Raw genomic sequence first — 22,165 nt, forward strand, 5'->3', positions numbered from 1 at the left:
CAATCTATTGATTTAATTCCATGCGTAATAGTGTGTTAAGTGTTGAATATTATTCCATTAAAATCACTGGTTATCGAGTTATTTTAATAATGGCGTTATAACTCCAATGCCTAGCCCATTGCTAAGATATTGTGATGGGTTTTGGCATGTTAAATAAATTTGCAAATATTTACCCGATATGTCTTTTCTGAATCGCATTTAATAGATAAACTCTGTTGAAAACTAAGCTAACACTTGTAAGCTGAAATTATTGCTCAGTTCAATAAAACTGTGTGTTTACCAGTTTTATACAGTTAACAACTGTTATTCACAGGGAATACAATTTGATTACTGAAAATCTGCATTCTTATCACTTAGTCAATCGACTACAGTATCGGATTAACGCAACAGAATTTGCTAGCAGAGTTGCCTTTCGTCAATGGGAAAAAGGGCTACAGACCCAATTGACCTGGGGTGAAGTCGGGGAGAAAACCCACGCATTATCACTGGCGCTACTTGCTTTGAATGTTGATTGTCAGGAAAACATTGGTTTATTCGCTCAAAATAGTATGAATTGGTCATTGGTTGATTTGGCTATTTTGCAAACCCGAGCGATAACAGTGCCGCTTTACAGTACCAGTAGCCAAGAGCAAGCAGCCTATATTATCAATGATGCTAACATTCGGATTTTATTTGTCGGCGACGCAGATCAATATGCTATCGCTCGCGAGCTCCCAGCTCTCTGCCCGCAACTTAATGCGATTATTGTGTTAAATGATTCGGTGGCGATTGAAAAATCAGACTCCGTATTCTATTTATCTGATTTTATTCAATTAGCTGCGCCACAGTATCAAGCTATGTTAGATACGCGTATTGCGTCTCATAATCTAAGTGACTTATTCACGATTATCTATACGTCGGGAACGACGGGTGAACCTAAAGGAGTCATGTTGGATTATTACAACATGGCGGCGCAGCTCTATTTACATGATCAACGTCTGAAGCTTACTGAAAGCGATGTTTCTCTCTCATTTTTGCCGTTATCTCATGTTTTTGAACGGGCATGGAGTTTTTATGTTATGCATTCCGGCGCTCAAAATGTGTATTTAACCGATACTAATGCGGTGAGAGAAGCGATGACCTCGGTAAAACCAACGGTAATGTGTGCGGTGCCGCGGTTTTATGAAAAAGTATATAGTGCAATTCAGGATAAAGTCTCCAAAGCCCCGTTGATACGCCGTAAATTATTTGCTTGGGCAATTAAGCAAGGGAACGCTAAAGTTAATGCCCATCAACAAAATATACCGTTGAGCAGCTTTGGTCGGGCTAAAGTTAAAGTAGCTGAAAAATTAGTGCTCAGTAAATTACGTAATATTCTCGGTGGCCGGATTCGTTTTTTGCCGGCTGCGGGTGCACGTTTAGACGATGAAATTATTCGTTTCTTTTTGGCCGCAGGGATAAATATTAAATACGGCTATGGCATGACAGAAACCTGTGCGACAGTTTCTTGTTGGGAAGAGAATCAATACCGTTTGGGCTCTATTGGTACGCCATTAAACGGGATTGAGGTGCGTATTGGTCCTGAAAATGAAATTCAGGTTAAAGGTCCGATAGTGATGAAAGGTTATTATAATCGACCTGAAGATACAGCGCAGACCTTCACTGACGACGGCTGGTTACGTACCGGAGATGCCGGTCAGATTGATCAGCAAGGCAACTTATATATTACTGAACGTTTGAAAGATTTGATGAAAACGTCAAATGGCAAGTATATTGCTCCTCAAATGATCGAAGGTACTTTAGGGCAGGATAAATTTATTGAGCATATCGCGGTAATAGCGGATGCGCGTAAATTTGTTTCTGCGCTAATAGTGCCGTGTTTTGATTCATTAGAAGAATATGCCCGTTCGATTAATCTTAAATATCATGATCGCTTAGAATTATTAAAAGACTCACGTATCGTAGCTTTATTTGATAGTCGATTAAAAGAAATGCAGCATAATTTTTCTAATTTTCATAAGGTTAAGCGTTTCACTTTATTGTCGAATAACTTTTCGATGGAAAGTGGAGAATTGACACCCACATTGAAATTACGGCGTAAAATAATTTCTCAGCGTTATCATTCTGAAATTGAATTGATGTATGGTGATAAATCGTTGCGCTAGATTGACGATTAAAGACTAGAAGGCCGCCACTTAATAGGGAGATTATAATTCGCTGTTATGGGGCGGTTTTTTTTGGCAATTAATTTTTCTAAATTTTTTACGCCATCTAGATTAGCTTACTGCATCCTTGTTATTCCCAAAGGATAAATTGACCCCCCGTATTATTCTGTAAAATTGTTTAATTTCAGACAAATCCATGGTAGAGCAAAGTTAATCCAGTTTTATCTTATAAACTCGTCTATTTTTACAAAAATGCTATTTGCGAACTACAAAATGGAACGTTATGTTATTAGGAGGCTGGCCTGTTAATATTGGAGTTAGCTCGAAAATCAAATAACAAAATGACATAACAAAAAGAAGGATCCATCCTTCTATAAACTTGCAAACTATGCTTGGAGGCAAACTCATGGAGATGTTCTCAGGAGCCGAGATGATCGTCAAATCGTTGATTGATCAGGGGGTAAAGCACGTATTTGGTTACCCTGGTGGCGCTGTTTTGGATATATACGATGCACTGCATACTGTGGGTGGGGTTGAGCATATTCTAGTTCGCCATGAACAAGCTGCGGTGCATATGGCTGATGGCTATGCCAGATCAACGGGTGATGTTGGGGTGGTGTTGGTCACTTCAGGCCCTGGAGCGACTAATGCAATTACCGGAATTGCCACGGCGTATATGGATTCAGTACCACTAGTTATCTTATCGGGACAGGTGGCTAGCTCATTGATTGGTAATGATGCATTTCAGGAATGTGACATGGTTGGGATCTCGCGCCCAATCGTAAAACATAGTTTTTTAGTCAAAGATGCCCAAGATATCCCTGAGACGATTAAAAAAGCCTTTTTTATTGCAGCGAGTGGGCGTCCGGGACCCGTAGTTATTGATTTTCCCAAAGATACAGTAAACCCAGCAATTAAAAAACCATACCATTATCCTGCTGAAGTTAGCTTACGCTCTTATAATCCGACTATCCAAGGGCATAAAGGGCAGATTAAAAAGGCATTATCCAAATTATTGGCGGCACAAAAACCGGTGCTTTATATTGGTGGTGGTACTATTAACTCGGCATGTTCAGCTGAATTGCTGACATTAGCTGAAAGCTTACGTCTCCCGGTAGTATCGACGTTAATGGGGTTAGGCGCGTTCCCTGAAACGCATACGTTATCGGTTGGTATGTTAGGCATGCATGGTACTTATGAAGCTAATAAGGTCATGCATAACGCTGATATTATTTTTGCTGTTGGTGTGCGATTTGATGACCGAACGACTAATAATTTGGATAAATATTGCCCAAATGCCTCGGTGATCCACATTGATATTGATCCTGCATCAATTTCGAAAACTGTATCGGCAGATATCCCGATTGTTGGCGATGCAAAACAGACGTTACAGCAAATGCTGAGCCAGCTGTCATCAGCAGAATCAAAACAAAATAAGTTAGCCTTAGCTGAATGGTGGAAACAGATTGAAGATTGGCGTAGCCGTCATTGTCTCGATTATCCACAATTAAAAGATAAAATTAAGCCACAGCAGGCAATTCAAGCTATCTATCGTTTAACCGCAGGTAATGCATATGTGACTTCAGATGTTGGTCAACATCAAATGTTTGCGGCGCTGTATTATCCATTTGATAAACCAAGACATTGGATTAATTCTGGTGGGCTGGGGACCATGGGCTTTGGTTTACCTGCGGCGCTAGGAGTTAAACTCGCACATCCCGATGCTACCGTGGTTTGCGTTACGGGTGATGGTAGTATCCAAATGAATATTCAGGAGTTATCAACGGCGTTGCAATATAGCTTACCGGTATTGGTGCTTAATCTTAATAATGGTTTTTTAGGTATGGTAAAGCAGTGGCAAGATATGATTTATCAAGGCCGCCATTCTCAATCTTATATGGAATCCTTGCCGGATTTTGTCAAATTAGCGCAAGCTTACGGTCATATCGGGATTTCGATTAAGACCCCTGATGAGTTAGAAAGTAAATTAACACAAGCATTAGATTACGTTAATAATCATCAGCGCTTAGTGTTTGTAGATATTAATATTGATGAAACCGAACACGTTTACCCAATGCAGATCCGCGGGGGCGCGATGGATGAAATGTGGTTAAGTAAAACGGAGAGGACCTGATTATGCGCCGTATTTTATCGGTATTATTAGAAAATGAATCAGGGGCATTGTCCCGAGTTATCGGATTATTTTCACAACGCGGTTATAATATTGAGAGTTTAACTGTTGCTCCGACAGATGATCCTACTTTGTCTCGCATGACAATTCAGACAAAAGGTGATGCGAAAGTACTGGAACAGATTGAAAAACAATTGCATAAATTGATCGACGTTCTTCGTGTCAGCGAATTAACCGCATCAGAGCATGTGGAGCGGGAAATTATGTTGGTGAAATTGCAAGCGAGTGGTTATGGACGTGAAGAGATTAAACGCAGTGCCGATATTTTTCGTGGCCAAATTATCGATGTGACACCAACGCTGTATACCGTTCAGCTAGCCGGTACCAGTGATAAACTCGACGCATTTATTGAATCTGTGCGAGGGGTTGCTGAAATTGTTGAAGTCGTACGCTCTGGAATTGTCGGAGTTTCTCGCGGCGATAAAATTATGCGGTGAAAAATATGTAACACGAGGTTAAAATACATCAAATGTGACGCTCAGAATGATTCTGAGCGAGTTACCTGACTTTTAAAGAGGTTAAAGTGAAACTGGATGAAATAGCCCGTTTAGCAGGTGTTTCGCGCACGACGGCTAGTTATGTGATCAATGGCAAAGCCAAGCAGTATCGAGTTAGCGATAAAACTGTTGAAAAAGTGATGGCAGTTGTCAGAGAACACAATTACCATCCAAATGCTGTTGCTGCAGGTTTGCGCGCAGGCAGAACGCGTTCTATTGGGCTGGTGATCCCTGATTTGGAAAATACCAGCTATACGCGAATAGCTAACTATCTTGAACGTCAGGCTCGTCAGCGTGGTTATCAGTTGTTAATTGCCTGCTCTGAAGATCAGCCCGATAATGAAATTCGTTGTGTTGAACATTTATTGCAGCGTCAAGTTGATGCGATTATTGTTTCGACGGCTTTACCGCCAGAGCATCCGTTTTATCAGCGTTGGGCAAATCGTTCTTTGCCGATAATTGCTTTAGACCGTGCATTGGAACGAGAGCATTTTATCAGTGTGGTTGGCGATGATCAGGAAGATGCGACAGTCATCTCTGCTGAGTTAAGCAAATTTCCTGCTAAGTCTGTGCTGTATTTAGGCGCATTGCCTGAATTATCAGTAAGTTTTTTGCGTGAGCAAGGATTCCGTGCTGGTTGGCACGGTGATCAGCGCGAAGTAAGCTATTTATATGCCAATAGTTACGAGCGTGAATCCGCTGCTGAAGCCTTTACTCAGTGGCTGGATAAAGGTAATGATATGCCGGATGCTTTATTTACAACCTCATTCTCACTATTGCAAGGCGTATTAGATATCATATTAAAACGCAGCGGACGATTACCTGAGCATATGGTTATTGCCACCTTTGGTGACAGTGAATTACTAGATTTTCTTGAATGTCCAGTATTGTCACTTGCTCAGCGTCATCGAGATATAGCCGAACGAGTTTTGGAATTAGTATTGGCGAGTTTAGATGAGAAGCAAAAACCGGAAGCTGGAATTACCAAAATTCGCCGTGATTTATGCCATAAAGGTAGTTTGGGCAGAAAAGCGTTATTTGTTGAATGAAGATAAATTAAATTAATAAATTTATGCTATTTCGTATCAAATAATCAGTGATATAGACAGCATTCAGTACTAAAATACTGCCCCTGATCTCAGGGGCTTTTTTTATTTTGGTAAAGTGAGGGTGAAAATTTCACTTTAAGAAAAATCTTAACTGATTGACTATTTTTTATTTAATCTCTGCTAGCTAATGCTCACCAAAGATTAGGCAAAGTTAACTAAAATTAAGACTAATTATTTAAATTTAATTTAAATTAACTACTGTTTATTTATCAGTATTTGTATCTTATTGATATAAATGAGTATTATATTTTTGGAAAGGATGTTTTTTTAGCCAGCGATATATTTTGTTAGTTTGTTTTTTTTTAATCATTAAATTAGACGTTATTTAATTGTATAAAAATGAGACATTCACAGCAGATATAATAATTTATTTTATCTATCACGTATTTATGGATATATTTTAATTAATTGTTATTATATTGAAAATAAACCAATTATATCATGATGTTAATTTATTTTTTTTGCCCTCGAGAATATTTTTCTACAATATATCGACTCTACGCACACTGTAAATAAAGCTAAAGCGCGCAACCTCTGGCTTGACAAGGTTTTCATACCATCCGTAAACTTCATGGGTGGTGATTTGTGGGGGAGTGTGGAGAAAGTGGAAATTTAGGGGGAATAACGAGTATGTTTCGTGGGGCAACGCAGGTTAATCTCGACAGTAAAGGCCGAATTACCGTGCCCACCCGATATCGGGCAGTGCTGCTTGACGAATGCCAAGGACAAATGGTGTGTACTATCGATCTTCATCAGTCCTGTCTGTTGCTATATACCTTGCCTGAATGGGAAATTATTGAACAAAAATTATCGCGTTTATCCTCAATGGAACCGATGGAACGTCGTGTACAGCGCCTATTACTAGGCCATGCTAGTGAATGTAAAATGGACAATGCTGGACGTCTTCTGTTAGCCAATACTTTGCGTCAGCACGCAGGGCTAACAAAAGAGGTCATGCTCGTTGGCCAAATTAATAAATTTGAACTCTGGGATGAACAACGTTGGTATCGCCAAGTTCAGCAGGATATTGCCGCTGAGCTGGAGAATATTCAGCCGTTATCAACCCGATTACAGGACTTGTCACTATAATAATGCCAGAACAGCAATTTAAGCACGTTACCGTATTACTTGATGAAGCAGTAAACGGATTAAATATTCAGCCAAATGGCATTTATATCGATGGAACATTTGGTCGTGGCGGGCATTCCCGTCTGATACTTTCACAATTAGGTGAACATGGACGCTTGATTGCTATCGACCGCGACCCGGAAGCGATTAAAGCTGCTGAAGCGATAGATGACCCACGGTTTAGTATTAAGCATGGACCTTTTTCTGCGCTAGCTGATTATGTCGAAGAAGACGGTTTAATAGGAAAAATTGACGGTGTGTTGCTCGATTTAGGCGTATCTTCGCCACAGTTGGATGATGCAGAACGTGGATTTTCATTTATGCGCGATGGACCTTTAGACATGCGTATGAATCCCACCAAAGGCCAATCGGCATCACAATGGTTAATGAATGCAGAAGCCGATGATATCGCATGGGTATTAAAAACCTTTGGCGAGGAACGCTTTGCTAAGCGAATTGCTAGAGCTATTGTTGAGCGTAATCAAGACCCTGAGAAAGAACCGTTAACTCGAACTCGTCATTTGGCTGAGCTAATCGCTCAGGTTAGCCCGGTAAAAGAACGCCATAAACATCCGGCTACTCGTAGTTTCCAAGCGATCCGTATTTATATTAATAGCGAGCTGGAAGAGATTGAACAGGCACTGAATGGCGCGATGGCGGTATTAGCACCGGCAGGGCGTTTGTCAGTAATTAGTTTTCACTCTTTAGAAGACAGAATTGTAAAACGCTTTATTCGCCATAACAGCCAAGGGCCTAAAGTGCCAGCGGGGATCCCGTTGACCGAAACACAGATTAGAGCCTTAGGTGCGGCCAAATTACGTGCCTTAGGTAAAATGAAACCACCAGAAGCTGAAGTCGCCGAGAACCCAAGAGCGCGTAGTTCGGTGCTTCGCTTTGCTGAAAGAGTAGAAGATTAATGCCTCCTGAAAGACACAGTCTATTAAGAGTTATTGGTCGCGATCTGTTCAGTTATGGAATTATTCCATTGATTTTGTTGATAGCGATTATTATCAGTGCTGTATCGACGGTGACGACGGCACATGAGTCTCGTTTATTAACGGCTGAAAAAGATCGCCTTTTTGAAGAAAAGGACGCCTTAGAAATCGAATGGCGTAACCTGATCCTCGAAGAGAACGCGTTAGCGAATCATAGCCGAGTCGAGCGTCTATCGGTCGAAAAATTGCAAATGATCCATGTCGATCCGGCGCAAGAAAATATTGTTGTCACTAATTAATAATTATAAGTAATCACTAAGGGTTCGGATGAAAGCGCCTCGTTCCAGCAAAAACAAACGACAAGAAGAACAGAGCAGCTATGTCGGCTGGCGTTTTGCGTTGTTATGTGGGGGCATACTACTCGCATTAGTCGGTCTATTATTTCGTGTCGCTTATTTGCAAATTATTAGCCCTGAAAAATTGGTAAAAGAAGGTGACATGCGCTCATTGCGAGTGCAAGAAGTCGTGACTACCCGCGGTATGATTAGTGATAGAGAAGGGCGACAATTGGCGGTTAGTGTTCCTGTTGATGCTATTTGGGCAGACCCCAAAATTGTGCATGAAGAAGGTGGGGTAACTAATGATGAACGTTGGAAAGCGCTGGCTGATGCCCTAGAAATCCCATTAGAACAAATTAATACTAAAGTTAATGCTAATCCTAAAGGCCGTTTTGTTTACCTCGCTCGCCAAGTTAATCCGTCGATTGGCGACTATATTCGAAAATTAAAATTGCCGGGTATTTATCTGCGCAAAGAATCTCGCCGCTATTATCCTTCAGGCCCGGTTGCCGCACATTTAATTGGCGTCACCAATATTGATGCTGAAGGGATTGAAGGGATTGAAAAAAGTTTTGATCGCTGGCTTAAAGGCTCTTCCGGTGAACGTATCGTGCGTAAAGATCGTGCGGGGCGCGTGATTGAGGATATTTCTTCGACCGATAGCCAAGCCGCGCATAACTTGGTACTCAGTATTGATGAGCGTTTACAGTCGCTGGTTTATCGTGAGCTGACCAAAGGGGTGCAGGAAAATAAAGCCGAATCAGGTACCGCGATTCTGGTGGATGTAAACACCGGTGAAATACTGGCAATGGCAAATAGCCCATCTTATAACCCGAATAATTTAGCCGGCACTACGATGGATTTAATGCGTAATCGGGCTATCACCGATATTTTTGAGCCGGGATCTACGGTGAAACCGCTGGTGGTTATGAGCGCTTTACATAATGGTATTATCAAAGAAAACACCGTGCTAAATACTTATCCGTATCGGATTAATGGGCATGAAATCAAAGATGTTGGACATTATCCTGAATTATCGATTACCGGTATTTTGCAGAAGTCGAGTAACGTTGGGGTGTCTAAATTAGCTTTAGCAATGCCAGCCTCTGAGCTGGTTGATGTCTATTCTAATTTTGGTTTTGGTAAGCCGACGAATCTGGGACTGGTGGGTGAAAGTAGCGGTATTTTCCCAAACAAGAAGACCCGCTGGGCTGATTTAGACCGTGCGACTTTCTCCTTTGGTTACGGCTTAATGGTCACACCGCTGCAGCTGGTGAGAGCCTACGCGACTATCGGCAGTTTTGGTATTTATCGTCCTTTATCGATCACCAAAGTTGATCCACCTGTACCTGGAACGCGAGTTTTCCCAGAATCGACCATGAAAACCGTGGTACATATGATGGAAAGTGTTGCCTTGCCTGGCGGTGGGGGAACACGTGCAGCGATTAAAGGCTATCGCATTGCGATTAAAACTGGGACAGCCAAAAAGGTGGGTCCAGACGGCCGTTATGTGAATCAATATATTTCATATACTGCCGGTATTGCGCCTGCGAGTAAACCTCGCTATGCGTTAGTTATCGTGATTAATGACCCGAAAGCAGGAAAATATTACGGTGGGGTCGTCTCGGCACCAATCTTTGGTGCCATCATGGGCGGTGTTCTGCGGATTATGAATATCGAACCTGATGCGTTGGCGACAGATGCAAAAAATGAATTAGCGATTAATAAAATAAAAGAGGATAAAAGTGGCAGATCGTAATCTTCGTGATTTGCTTGCGCCATTTGGTGTGAGCGCGCCTGAGATTAATCTAGGTGAGATGACGCTGGACAGCCGTAAAGCTGCCGCAAGTGATCTGTTTATTGCCATTAAAGGCCATGAAGTTGATGGGCGGCACTATATTCCTCAAGCGATAGCTCAAGGTGTGGCAGCCATTATTGCTGAAGCTGATGGCCAAGCTGACGAAGGCGAAATCAAATATCAGCATGGCATTCCGGTAGTTTATCTGCATGATTTAAATCATAAGTTATCCCAGTTAGCTGGCGAGTTCTATCAGCATCCGTCACAAAAAATGCGCTTAATCGGCGTGACGGGAACGAATGGTAAAACAACCACTACTCAGCTAATTGCTCAGTGGGCACAAGGTTTAAGAGAAACCAGCGCGGTCATGGGGACGGTCGGGAACGGATTATTAAACCATGTGACGCCGAGCGAAAATACCACCGGCTCTGCGGTCGATATCCAACTTGAGTTACAACAATTATTAAAACAAACCGCCAGCTTTACCGCGATGGAAGTTTCTTCTCACGGGTTGGTTCAAGGCCGAGTCGCTGGGTTGGATTTCGATGCCGCGGTATTTACTAATCTTAGCCGTGATCACCTAGATTATCATGGCGATATGGCTGCGTATGAAGCCGCGAAATGGTTATTGTTTTCGACTCATCATGCAAAAACAAAAATTATCAATGCAGATGATCCCGTTGGTTTGCAGTGGCTAGCTCGTTTACCTACCGCTTGCGCCGTGAGCATGGAAAATGCCTTACCTAATGATTGGCAAGGATCATGGGTTTTGGCGCATCAGGTTGATTATCATGATAAAGGCGCTAGCATTCAATTTAATTCATCTTGGGGTGAAGGGATTATTCATAGCCCACTGATGGGGGCGTTTAATGTCAGTAATTTGTTGGTAGCAATGGCGACATTATTGATGTTGGATTACCCATTAGAGGCTTTATTGGCTTCCACGCAGGTGTTAACTCCGGTTTGTGGGCGCATGGAAGTCTTTAGCGCGCCGGGTAAGCCAACGGTTGTGGTTGATTATGCCCACACGCCAGATGCGTTAGAAAAAGCCTTAACTGCTGCACGATTACATTGTACCGGTCAGTTATGGTGCGTATTTGGTTGCGGCGGCGATCGTGATAAGGGTAAACGACCATTAATGGGCGGCATTGCTGAGCAATGGGCAGACCGAGTAATCATTACCGATGATAATCCGCGTAGCGAAGAACCACAGTCTATTATTGACGATATTATGTCGGGAGTTTTAGACAGTAGCCGCATTGTCGCGATAGCGGGACGCGCAGAAGCCGTCACTAGCGCCATCATGCAGGCTAAGCCTGACGATATGATTGTGATTGCAGGTAAAGGCCATGAAGATTATCAAATTATAGGGCATCGTCGCTTAGATTATTCAGATCGCTTAACGGTGGCTCGGTTGTTGGGGGTAATGGCATGATCCCAGTAAGTTTACGCCAACTGGCCGCAGTCACCGGTGGTACGCTAATCACTGAAAATACTGCTGCTGCGGATACACTGATTATCCAGCAAGTCAGTACCGATAGCCGTCAAATTGGTGAACAATGTTTATTTATTGCCTTAAAAGGTGAACGTTTCGATGCGCATCAATTTATTGATCAGGTCATCGCTGCGGGCGCGAGCGCATTATTGGTCGAGCGCCAATTAGCGGTTAATTGCCCTCAAATTAAAGTTGAAAATACCCATATAGCGTTAGGGCAGATTGCCGCGTGGGTTAGACAACAGAGCTCTGCGCGTGTTGTCGGGTTAACCGGGTCTTCGGGGAAAACTTCAGTTAAAGAGCTAACCGCCGCTATTTTACGTCAACGAGGCAAAACGCTTTATACCGCGGGCAATTTAAATAACGATATCGGTGTTCCATTGACCTTATTGCGTTTAACCGACGAGCATCAATATGCGGTTATCGAAATGGGCGCTAATCATATCGGTGAAATCGCCTACACCACCCATTTGGTTAAACCCGAAAGTGCCTTAGTAAACAATTTATTTGCGGCACATTTAGAAGGTTTTGGTTCGCTTGAAGGCGTTGCACAAGCGAAAGGTGAGATTTATCAAGGGCTGCCAGATGAAGGCACTGCAATTATCAATCTGGACAGTAATGATCAGACGCAGTGGATAGCACAACTTGATCCGCGGCAAACGGTATGGCGCTATTCTTTAACCGCACAAGATACTGCGGATTTTTACCCGACAGATATCGTGGTTAATCAATTAACTACAGAGTTTACTCTGCATACGCCGGTAGGTAGCGTGCAGATTTCATTGCCGTTACCGGGCATGCACAATGTATCTAATGCGTTAGCCGCAAGTACGCTGGCGTTATCCGTGGGCGCGACACTTGATGATATTAAACAAGGCTTGGCCCAGGCTCAAGCGGTGCCGGGGCGTTTATATCCAGTCCATCTCGCTGATGGCAAAATCGTGTTTGACGATACTTATAACGCCAATACAGGCTCGATGATAGCGGCTATTCGTGTTCTCTCACAAATGCCGGGATATCGTATTTTTGTCACTGGTGATATGGGCGAATTAGGTGAATATGCCAAAGAATGCCACCAGCAAGTGGGTGAAGCGGCACACGAGTATGGCTTAGACAAAGTTTTCAGTGTGGGGCAGCTCAGCCATGAAATTAGCCAGGCCAGTGGCTGCGGCGAACATTTTGCATATAAAGCCGATTTATTAGCCCAATTACTTCCGTTGATTCAACAAAATGACGTTGTTTCTATTTTAGTTAAAGGTTCACGCAGTACTGCGATGGAAGATATCGTAGACGCATTAAAGGAGTGCTACACATGCTAGTTTGGCTGGCCGAATTATTAGCCCATAAATTTACCGGGTTTAACGTTTTCTCTTATCTGACGTTTCGGGCTATCGTCGGTTTGCTGACTGCGTTGGTGATTGCTTTATGGATGGGGCCGCGGCTGATTGCTTTTTTACAGAAAATGCAAATAGGGCAAGTGGTACGCAGCGAAGGGCCAGAATCTCATTTTAGTAAGCGCGGTACCCCAACCATGGGGGGGATATTAATTCTGTTCTCGATTACGGTCTCCGTATTACTGTGGGCAAGATTAGAAAACCCTTATATTTGGTGCGTGTTATTTGTCCTGGTGGGCTACGGGATTGTCGGCTTTGTGGATGATTACCGCAAAGTGGTGCGTAAAGATACCAAAGGCTTAATTGCCCGCTGGAAATACTTTTGGCAGTCTGTTATCGCCTTGGCCGTGGCTTTTACCATGTATGCCGTCGGCAAAGATACCCCTGCAACCCAATTAGTCGTGCCATTCTTTAAAGATGTGATGCCTCAATTAGGCATGTTGTATATTTTGCTGACTTATTTTGTGATTGTCGGTACCAGTAATGCGGTTAACTTAACCGATGGCCTTGATGGCTTAGCTATTATGCCAACGGTGTTTGTCGCTGCCGGTTTTGCGTTAGTCGCTTGGGCGACCGGTAACGTCAATTTTGCTAATTATTTGCATATCCCTTTTATTCCTCATGCCGGTGAATTAGTGATTTTCTGTACCGCCATGGTTGGGGCAGGGCTCGGTTTTCTGTGGTTCAATACCTATCCAGCACAAGTCTTTATGGGCGATGTCGGTTCGTTAGCATTAGGCGGCACCTTAGGAACAATTGCAGTGTTACTGCGCCAAGAGTTTTTATTAGTGATTATGGGCGGGGTATTTGTCGTTGAAACCTTGTCGGTTATTTTACAAGTCGGTTCGTTTAAACTACGGGGTCAGCGTATTTTCCGCATGGCGCCTATCCATCACCATTATGAGCTGAAAGGCTGGCCAGAACCTCGCGTCATTGTACGTTTTTGGATAATTTCGCTGATGTTAGTTCTGATTGGATTAGCAACACTGAAGGTACGTTAAGATGGTTGATTATCAGGGTAAAAAAGTCGTTATTATTGGGTTAGGGATCACGGGTCTCTCCTGCGTTGACTTTTTTCTATCACGCGGGGTTATCCCAAAAGTGATAGATACCCGAGCAGCACCTCCGGGTATGGAAAAACTCCCGCCCGAGGTGGCTTGCCACAGTGGCAGTTTTCAACCTCAATGGCTGGCTGACGCTGATTTAATCGTTGCCAGCCCGGGTATTGCTCTTGCGACGCCTGAGCTACAAACTGCGGCTGATAATGGCATTGAAATTGTTGGCGATATTGAACTGTTTTGCCGTGAAGCTAAAGCGCCTATTGTGGCGATTACTGGCTCTAACGGTAAAAGCACGGTTACCTCGTTAGTCGGTGAGATGGCTAAAACAGCGGGGTTATCGGTGGGGATCGGTGGCAATATTGGGATCCCTGCGCTGTCCTTACTGAAGGCTAATCATCAGCTTTATGTGCTTGAACTTTCTAGCTTTCAATTAGAAACCACTGACAGTTTACGGGCGACAGTTGCTACGGTAATTAACCTCAGTGAAGATCATATGGATCGCTATCCGCACGGATTACAGCAATACCGTGCCGCTAAATTGCGAATTTATAATCAGGCCAAATACTGTATTGTTAATCAACAAGATGCGCTAACACTACCCGCTACGGGAGCAGACCAACGCTGTATTAGCTTCGGTGTAGGGCAGGGCGATTATTTTTTGATCAGCAACAGCGCCAATTAGTGGTTCATGGACAGCCCATTTTAGCGGTTAGCGACATGCTATTAAGTGGTCAGCATAATTATACCAATGCGCTAGTGGCGTTAGCACTGGCGGATGCGGTGGGTATTCCTCGTAAGGCCAGTATTGAGGCGTTAAAACATTACCCGGGTTTAGCACATCGTTTCCAATTAGTGCATTTTAATCATGGCGTACGCTGGATAAATGACTCTAAAGCCACGAATGTTGGCAGTACCGAAGCCGCTTTGCAGGGGCTTAAAGTCGAAGGGACTTTATTCTTGCTGCTGGGAGGGGATGGTAAATCCGCCGATTTTTCTACGCTAAAAAAATATTTAGCTGCGGATAATATTAGAATTTATTGTTTTGGTCGTGATAGAGCACAATTAGCCGAATTACGCCCTGAAATAACTCAACAGACTGAAACTATGGAACAATCAATGCAATTAATCGCTAAGCAACTACACAGTGGCGATATGGTATTGCTTTCTCCTGCCTGTGCCAGCCTGGATCAGTTTAAAAGTTTTGAACACCGTGGGCATGAATTTGCTCGCTTAGCGAAGGAGCTTGGCTGATGACCTTGCCTGGAATGCTGCGTTTAAAGGGGTGGATAACTGGCGAACGCGATGGCTTGATGCTGGGGACGACACTGTACGATAGAACGCTGGTGTGGCTAGCTTTTGGGTTAGCGACAGTAGGGTTTATCATGGTGACATCCGCCTCAATGCCAGTAGGGCAACGACTGACTGACGATCCGTTCTATTTCGCTAAACGCGACGCTCTGTATATTGTATTAGCCTTCATTTTGGCAATAATCGTGCTGCGTATTCCGATGCTGGTATGGGAAAAGTATAATTATATTATGCTGATCGGCTCATTAGCCATGCTAGCGGTTGTTTTAGTTGCCGGTAACTCGGTCAATGGTGCTTCGCGGTGGATAGACATTGGTATCGTTAAGATTCAGCCGGCTGAGCTATCAAAATTATCCCTTTTTTGTTTTGTTTCTAGCTATCTAGTGCGTAAATCAGAAGAAGTAAGAACTCGCTTTCTTGGGTTTATTAAGCCGATGGGTATTTTGATAGTCATGGCATTCTTGCTGTTATTACAGCCGGACCTTGGTACCGTGGTGGTATTGGTTGTTACTACTCTCGCCTTATTGTTCTTAGCGGGCGCACGCTTAGCGCCATTTATTATTGGTATTGCCATTTGTGTCGCTGGGGTGGTTGGTTTGATTTATTTCGAACCTTACCGTGTACGCCGTGTGACTTCGTTCCTAAATCCATGGGAAGATCCATTTGGCAGTGGCTATCAGTTAACTCAATCATTAATGGCTTTTGGCCGCGGTGAAGTCTTTGGTCAGGGCTTAGGTAATTCAGTCCAAAAATTGGAATATCTGCCCGAAGCACATACCGACTTTATTTTCTCTGTTTTAGCCGAAGAACTCGGATATATCGGCGTAGTTCTGGTATTGCTGATGGTATTTTTAGTTGCGTTCAGAGCTATGATGATTGGTCGTCGTGCATTACAGGCGAATCAAAAATTCTCCGGTTATTTGGCCTGTGCTATAGGAATTTGGTTTACCTTTCAGGCGTTGGTTAACGTCGGCGCTGCCGCGGGTATGCTGCCTACCAAAGGATTAACCTTACCGCTAATTAGCTACGGTGGCTCGAGTTTATTAATTATGACCATCGCGATTGCGATTTTATTACGTATTGATTTTGAAACACGTCTGGAACGAGCTCAGGCGTTTGTAAGGAGCGCTAAATGAGTCAGCCAAAACGACTTTTAGTGATGGCAGGGGGAACCGGAGGACATGTGTTCCCGGGGCTTGCGGTCGCACATTATTTAAAAGCACAGGGATGGGAAATACTGTGGCTAGGAACGGCTGATCGTATGGAAGCCGATTTAGTACCGAAACATGGTATCGATATTGAATTTATCAAAATTTCTGGTTTGCGCGGCAAAGGAATTAAGGCGCTTTTAGCTTCACCATTACGGATTTGGAATGCGATTCGCCAAGCTAAAGTGATTATTAAACGCTATCAACCTGATGTTGTTTTGGGGATGGGCGGTTATGTCTCAGGCCCGGGAGGAATTGCCGCGTGGTCGTGCGGTGTTCCTGTGGTTCTGCATGAACAAAACGGCATCGCTGGTCTGACGAATAAATGGTTAGCTAAAATAGCTAAGCGTGTGTTACAGGCCTTTCCGGGGGCATTTCCAAACGCGCCAGTCGTCGGAAATCCAGTGCGTAATGATGTCCTTGCATTGCCACTACCGCAACAACGACTGGCTGAACGTCAAGGTGCGATCCGTGTATTAGTGATTGGCGGCAGTCAAGGCGCGCGTATTTTGAATCAAACCATGCCTGAAGTTATATCAATCGTTGATCAAAAATACGCCAAACAGTTAAATATATGGCATCAAGCGGGAAAAGGCGCACAGCAATCTACAGAAGCGTTGTATAATGAGGCGAGTAAAAATTCAGTCGATTCTGAGTTTAAAGTCACTGAATTTATTGATGATATGGCGCAAGCTTATGCATGGGCAGATATTATTGTTTGTCGCTCCGGTGCATTGACCGTGAGTGAAGTCGCTGCAGCCGGATTGCCGGCTATTTTTGTTCCATTCCAGCATAAAGACCGGCAGCAATATTGGAATGCGTTGCCATTAGAGCAGGCCGGTGCCGCCAAAATATTAGAGCAGCCCCAATTTACGGCTGACGCGGTTGCCCAGTTGCTCGGTGACTGGGACAGAGCACAATTGCTCGCCATGGCAGAAAAAGCGCGAGCCACCGCTATCACGGATGCAACAGAGCGTGTCGCTGCTGTTTTGATTGATGTGGCTAAATAGGTTTTCACCGCTGTGAAATGAGTTGTAACCCTAAGATATAGTGAAAAATAACGTGAATACACAACAATTGGCGAAATTACGAGCATCAGTGCCTGAAATGCGTAGAGTCAGGCATATTCACTTTGTCGGCATTGGTGGTGCTGGCATGGGGGGGATCGCCGAGGTGTTGGCTAACGAAGGCTATGAAATCAGCGGGTCTGATTTAGCGCCCAATGCAGTGACACAACAATTAAGTGCACTCGGTGCGACTATTTATTTTAATCATCGTCCTGAAAACGTTGAAAATGCTAGTGTAGTGGTAGTTTCTACCGCTATCTCGGCTGAGAATCCAGAAATTATCGCCGCCAATGAATTACGTATCCCGGTGATCCGCCGTGCAGAAATGTTGGCTGAATTAATGCGCTATCGCCACGGAATTGCGGTGGCAGGAACGCACGGAAAAACCACGACTACCGCGATGATTTCCAGTATTTATGCCCAAGCAGGGCTAGATCCGACGTTCGTGAATGGTGGATTAGTTAAAGCTGCGGGCACTCATGCCCGTTTAGGAACCAGCCGTTATTTAATTGCTGAAGCCGATGAAAGTGATGCTTCGTTTCTACATTTGCAGCCTATGGTAGCAGTAGTAACTAATATCGAAGCAGATCATATGGATACCTATCAAGGTAACTTTGAAAATCTAAAAGATACTTTTATTAATTTTCTGCATAATCTGCCGTTTTATGGGCGCGCAGTGTTATGTATTGATGATCCTGTGGTTCGCTCTATTTTACCAAAAGTCGGACGCTATATTACTACTTATGGTTTTAGCGAAGATGCCGATGTGCGCATTACCCAGTATGAGCAGAAAGGTAATCAAGGATTTTTTACTATCGCGCGTGAAAATCTGCCTGAGCTAACTGTAGTGCTGAATGCACCGGGACGACATAACGCGTTGAATGCGACAGCCGCGGTTGCGGTTGCTACAGAAGAAGGCATCGATGATCAGGATATTCTGACGGCACTGGTTGAGTTTCAAGGAACTGGGCGTCGCTTTGATTTTCTCGGCAATTTCCCACTGCGCCATGTGAATGGCTCAGAGGGTGAAGTGATGCTGGTGGATGACTATGGGCATCATCCAACCGAAGTTGATGCGACAGTGAAAGCAGCACGTGAAGGCTGGCCAGATAAACGAATTGTGATGCTTTTTCAACCACATCGTTATAGCCGTACGCGCGACTTGTATGATGACTTCGCTAATGTATTAGGCCAAGTCGATGTCCTGTTGATGTTGGAAGTTTATCCGGCAGGAGAAAAACCGATTGCAGGCGCGGACAGTCGCGCATTATGTCGGACAATACGTAATCGCGGACAAATCGATCCTATTTTAGTGTCTGAACCTGATCAAGTGGCCGATATTTTATCTAAGGTTATTCAGAATAATGATTTAATTCTAGTACAAGGTGCTGGAAATATAGGTAAAATAGCGCGTAACTTAGCTGAATCAAAATTACAGCCTACATTGAGTGAGGAATAATCATGGCAGAGAAAGTCGCTGTATTGTTAGGGGGGACTTCAGCAGAGCGTGAAGTGTCACTGCAATCAGGAAAAGCAGTAGTTGAAGGATTGCTTGACGCTGGAGTTGATGCTCATCCTGTTGATATAAAAGATTTTCCTGCAACTCAATTAAAAGATGCTGGGTTTGATAAAGTCTTTATTGCCTTACATGGCCGTGGGGGTGAAGACGGCACTTTGCAAGGTGTATTGGAATTTTTAGATTTGCCTTATACCGGTAGCGGTGTGATGGCGTCAGCATTATCGATGGATAAGCTGAGAACTAAACAACTTTGGGCGGGCGCAGGATTACCTGTTTCGCCTTATGTTGCATTGAATAAACAGCAGATGCAGCAATTAGATGATCAACAACTTAACGATTATGTTCATCATCTAGGGCTGCCATTGATCGTTAAGCCGAGCCTTGAAGGTTCAAGCGTAGGGATGAGTAAAGTCGATTCCTTAGCTGATTTAAGCGCTGCGTTAGAATTAGGCTTTAAACATGATACTGTCGTGCTAATTGAAAAATGGCTAAGTGGCCCTGAATATACAGTGGCATTTCTCGGTGAAGAGACATTACCATCAATTCGTATTCAGCCACCGGGTGTGTTTTACGATTACGAAGCTAAATATTTGTCTAATGAAACGCAATATTTTTGCCCAAGCGGTTTGAGTGCAGAGCAAGAAGCGGCTTTAGCCGAGTTATCCATGCAAGCGTATAAAAGTGTGGGTTGCTCCGGTTGGGGACGTGTGGATGTGATGCAAGATAGCGATGGTGAGTTCTATTTATTAGAGATTAATACCTCACCGGGTATGACTAGCCATAGCCTAGTACCAATGGCGGCTAGACAAGCAGGCCTCAGCTTCTCTGCGTTAGTTTCTCGTATTTTATCTTTGGCTGATTGATATGTCGCAGGCAGCGTTAAATGTGCGTCACCGCCGAAAACAGGATGAGGGGCCTGATAATGATAATTCAGGCCAAAGCAATGGGGCTTATCTTGCTGGGTTAATTTTCTTTCTGATGGTGTTAGGGACGATTATCTGGAGTGGCTGGATGGTTATGAACTGGATGAAAGATGCCGACAGATTACCAATGTCAAAATTGGTGTTAACTGGTGAGCGTCACTACACCTCCAACGATGATGTTAGAAAAGCCATTTTATCGCTTGGGCAGTTGGGCACATTTATGACTGTTGATGTCAACGCTATTCAGAATCAAATCCGTTTGATGCCGTGGATTAGGCAAGTTACGGTGCGTAAACAGTGGCCTGACGAATTGAAGATCCATCTGATAGAATATGTACCTTACGCCCGTTGGAATGACCAAAATATGGTCGATGACCAAGGGCGAGTGTTTAGTTTGCCGGCGGATCTGAACGCTAAAGGACACTATCCGATGCTGTATGGCCCACAAGGCAGCCAGACGGAAGTATTAAACGAATATGCCCGAATTAAGGCAATTCTGGCCAAGAATAATCTGCAATTAAAATCAATATCTATGACCGCTAGAAATGCTTGGCAGTTGATATTAGATAATGATGTTCGGATTGAGCTTGGCAAGCAGGATATTTTAGGGCGGTTAAATCGCTTTCTTGAGCTTTATCCGCTTTTGTTGCAAACCACAGATAAACGAGTTGATTATGTTGATCTTCGTTATACCAGTGGGGCAGCAGTGGGGTGGGCACCGCTTTTAGTTGATGCGCCACTAGAGTTACAATAATAAATATTGCTAACAGCTCAGAAACAGGCAGAACCATAATGATTAAAGCGACGGACAGAAAACTAGTTGTTGGCCTTGAAATAGGAACTTCCAAGGTCTCTGCCCTGGTAGGTGAAATTCTGCCCGATGGTATGGTGAATATTATTGGGGTGGGAAGTTGTCCATCTCGGGGTATGGATAAAGGTGGCGTTAACGATCTTGAATCGGTGGTTAAATGTGTTCAGCGAGCGATTGATCAAGCTGAACTAATGGCGGATTGCCAAATATCCTCGGTCTATTTAGCGTTATCAGGCAAACATATTAGTTGCCAAAATGAAATTGGAATGGTGCCGATTTCAGAAGAAGAGGTGATGCAGGAAGATGTTGATAGCGTAGTTCATACGGCGAAATCAGTGCGAGTTCGTGATGAGCATCGTATTCTTCACGTTATTCCTCAGGAATTTGCTATCGATTATCAGGAAGGGATCAAAAATCCAGTAGGATTGTCTGGTGTTCGTATGCAGGCTAAAGTCCATTTGATCACTTGTCATAACGATATGGCAAAAAATATCGTTAAAGCGGTTGAGCGTTGTGGCTTAAAAGTTGATCAACTGATTTTTGCAGGCTTGGCTGCGAGCTATGCAGTCTTAACCGAAGATGAACGGGAATTAGGCGTGTGTGTGGTTGATATCGGTGGTGGTACCATGGATATGGCGGTTTATACCGGTGGAGCACTGCGCCATACGAAAGTTATTCCTTATGCGGGTAACGTTGTAACCAGCGATATTGCTTATGCATTTGGTACACCGCCTACTGACGCTGAGGCGATTAAAATTCGTCATGGTTGTGCGCTGGGATCTATCGTCGGTAAAGATGAAAATGTTGAAGTGCCTAGCGTGGGTGGACGACCACCAAGAAGTTTGCAGCGGCAGACATTGGCTGAAGTGATTGAACCCCGTTATACCGAATTACTGAATTTAGTGAATGAAGAAATTCTTAAATTACAGGAACAGTTACGTCAACAAGGTGTCAAACATCATTTAGCCGCTGGGATCGTATTAACCGGCGGTGCAGCACAAATAGATGGCTTAGCTGAATGCGCTCAACGTGTGTTTCATACACAAGTGCGTATTGGCACGCCATTAAATATAACGGGTTTAACGGATTATGCTCAGGAGCCTTACTATTCTACCGCAGTAGGGCTACTGCATTACGGTAAAGAAAGCCATTTAGGTGACGATACCGAAACGGAAAAACGTGCTTCAGTTGGCAGTTGGTTTACAAAAATTACCAGTTGGTTGAGAAAAGAATTTTAAT

General features: G+C 43.7%; 17 protein-coding genes and 1 pseudogene. All 18 read left to right on the forward strand.

What is annotated here, in order from left to right:
* Nucleotides 1–323: 323 nt before the first annotated feature.
* The 18 genes and pseudogenes from M992_RS06720 to ftsA all read left to right on the forward strand — a co-directional run bounded on the left by M992_RS06720 (nucleotide 324) and on the right by ftsA (nucleotide 22,164).
* Nucleotides 324–2,144: an AMP-dependent synthetase/ligase gene (locus M992_RS06720; RefSeq protein ID WP_053907861.1), complete on the forward strand. Its 1,821-nt coding sequence runs from the start codon at nucleotides 324–326 to the stop codon at nucleotides 2,142–2,144.
* A 406-nt stretch (nucleotides 2,145–2,550) separates the two neighbouring features.
* Nucleotides 2,551–4,278, forward strand: a complete 1,728-nt coding sequence (ilvI, locus tag M992_RS06725) for an acetolactate synthase 3 large subunit (protein ID WP_053907862.1) — start codon at nucleotides 2,551–2,553, stop codon at nucleotides 4,276–4,278.
* Between the two features lie 2 nt (nucleotides 4,279–4,280).
* Nucleotides 4,281–4,772 carry an acetolactate synthase small subunit gene (ilvN, locus tag M992_RS06730; protein WP_053907863.1) on the forward strand — a complete coding sequence of 164 codons (492 nt, stop codon included), beginning with the start codon at nucleotides 4,281–4,283 and terminating at the stop codon, nucleotides 4,770–4,772.
* An 86-nt stretch (nucleotides 4,773–4,858) separates the two neighbouring features.
* On the forward strand, nucleotides 4,859–5,881 hold the full coding sequence (gene cra / locus M992_RS06735) for a catabolite repressor/activator (protein WP_047256317.1): 1,023 nt from the start codon (nucleotides 4,859–4,861) through the stop codon (nucleotides 5,879–5,881).
* A 690-nt stretch (nucleotides 5,882–6,571) separates the two neighbouring features.
* A complete protein-coding gene (gene mraZ / locus M992_RS06740) occupies nucleotides 6,572–7,030 on the forward strand; it encodes a division/cell wall cluster transcriptional repressor MraZ (RefSeq protein WP_053907864.1) in 459 nt (152 codons plus the stop codon).
* 2 nt (nucleotides 7,031–7,032) lie between these two features.
* Nucleotides 7,033–7,986: a 16S rRNA (cytosine(1402)-N(4))-methyltransferase RsmH gene (gene rsmH / locus M992_RS06745; protein ID WP_053907865.1), complete on the forward strand. Its 954-nt coding sequence runs from the start codon at nucleotides 7,033–7,035 to the stop codon at nucleotides 7,984–7,986.
* Nucleotides 7,986–8,303 carry a cell division protein FtsL gene (gene ftsL / locus M992_RS06750; protein WP_047256315.1) on the forward strand — a complete coding sequence of 106 codons (318 nt, stop codon included), beginning with the start codon at nucleotides 7,986–7,988 and terminating at the stop codon, nucleotides 8,301–8,303. The genes rsmH and ftsL overlap by 1 nt, the downstream gene beginning before the upstream one ends.
* A gap of 28 nt (nucleotides 8,304–8,331) precedes the next feature.
* The gene (ftsI, locus tag M992_RS06755) at nucleotides 8,332–10,101 is read left to right on the forward strand and encodes a peptidoglycan glycosyltransferase FtsI (RefSeq protein WP_053907866.1); all 1,770 of its coding nucleotides are present in this window, start codon (nucleotides 8,332–8,334) and stop codon (nucleotides 10,099–10,101) included.
* The gene (gene murE / locus M992_RS06760) at nucleotides 10,088–11,575 is read left to right on the forward strand and encodes a UDP-N-acetylmuramoyl-L-alanyl-D-glutamate--2,6-diaminopimelate ligase (RefSeq protein ID WP_053907867.1); all 1,488 of its coding nucleotides are present in this window, start codon (nucleotides 10,088–10,090) and stop codon (nucleotides 11,573–11,575) included. The genes ftsI and murE overlap by 14 nt, the downstream gene beginning before the upstream one ends.
* The gene (murF, locus tag M992_RS06765) at nucleotides 11,572–12,954 is read left to right on the forward strand and encodes a UDP-N-acetylmuramoyl-tripeptide--D-alanyl-D-alanine ligase (protein ID WP_053907868.1); all 1,383 of its coding nucleotides are present in this window, start codon (nucleotides 11,572–11,574) and stop codon (nucleotides 12,952–12,954) included. Before murE ends, murF begins: the two co-directional genes overlap by 4 nt.
* Entirely contained in the window at nucleotides 12,948–14,030 is a 1,083-nt protein-coding gene (mraY, locus tag M992_RS06770) for a phospho-N-acetylmuramoyl-pentapeptide-transferase (protein ID WP_053907869.1), read from the forward strand. Before murF ends, mraY begins: the two co-directional genes overlap by 7 nt.
* Before the next feature lies 1 nt (nucleotide 14,031).
* Nucleotides 14,032–15,341: pseudogene (gene murD, locus M992_RS06775) on the forward strand (UDP-N-acetylmuramoyl-L-alanine--D-glutamate ligase).
* Nucleotides 15,341–16,534 (forward strand): cell division protein FtsW, encoded by a 1,194-nt coding sequence (gene ftsW, locus M992_RS06780; RefSeq protein WP_053907870.1) that lies wholly within the window; start codon nucleotides 15,341–15,343, stop codon nucleotides 16,532–16,534. The pseudogene murD and the gene ftsW overlap by 1 nt, the downstream one beginning before the upstream one ends.
* Nucleotides 16,531–17,616: an undecaprenyldiphospho-muramoylpentapeptide beta-N-acetylglucosaminyltransferase gene (gene murG / locus M992_RS06785; protein ID WP_053907871.1), complete on the forward strand. Its 1,086-nt coding sequence runs from the start codon at nucleotides 16,531–16,533 to the stop codon at nucleotides 17,614–17,616. The genes ftsW and murG overlap by 4 nt, the downstream gene beginning before the upstream one ends.
* A gap of 97 nt (nucleotides 17,617–17,713) precedes the next feature.
* Nucleotides 17,714–19,132, forward strand: a complete 1,419-nt coding sequence (gene murC, locus M992_RS06790; protein WP_218026257.1) for a UDP-N-acetylmuramate--L-alanine ligase — start codon at nucleotides 17,714–17,716, stop codon at nucleotides 19,130–19,132.
* A 2-nt stretch (nucleotides 19,133–19,134) separates the two neighbouring features.
* On the forward strand, nucleotides 19,135–20,055 hold the full coding sequence (locus tag M992_RS06795; protein ID WP_053907872.1) for a D-alanine--D-alanine ligase: 921 nt from the start codon (nucleotides 19,135–19,137) through the stop codon (nucleotides 20,053–20,055).
* 1 nt (nucleotide 20,056) lies between these two features.
* Nucleotides 20,057–20,869: a cell division protein FtsQ gene (gene ftsQ, locus M992_RS06800; RefSeq protein WP_053907873.1), complete on the forward strand. Its 813-nt coding sequence runs from the start codon at nucleotides 20,057–20,059 to the stop codon at nucleotides 20,867–20,869.
* A gap of 38 nt (nucleotides 20,870–20,907) precedes the next feature.
* Nucleotides 20,908–22,164 (forward strand): cell division protein FtsA, encoded by a 1,257-nt coding sequence (gene ftsA, locus M992_RS06805; RefSeq protein WP_047256304.1) that lies wholly within the window; start codon nucleotides 20,908–20,910, stop codon nucleotides 22,162–22,164.
* The last annotated feature ends 1 nt before the right edge of the window (nucleotide 22,165 follow it).

The organism is Moellerella wisconsensis ATCC 35017 (assembly GCF_001294465.1).
GTDB lineage: Bacteria > Pseudomonadota > Gammaproteobacteria > Enterobacterales > Enterobacteriaceae > Moellerella > Moellerella wisconsensis.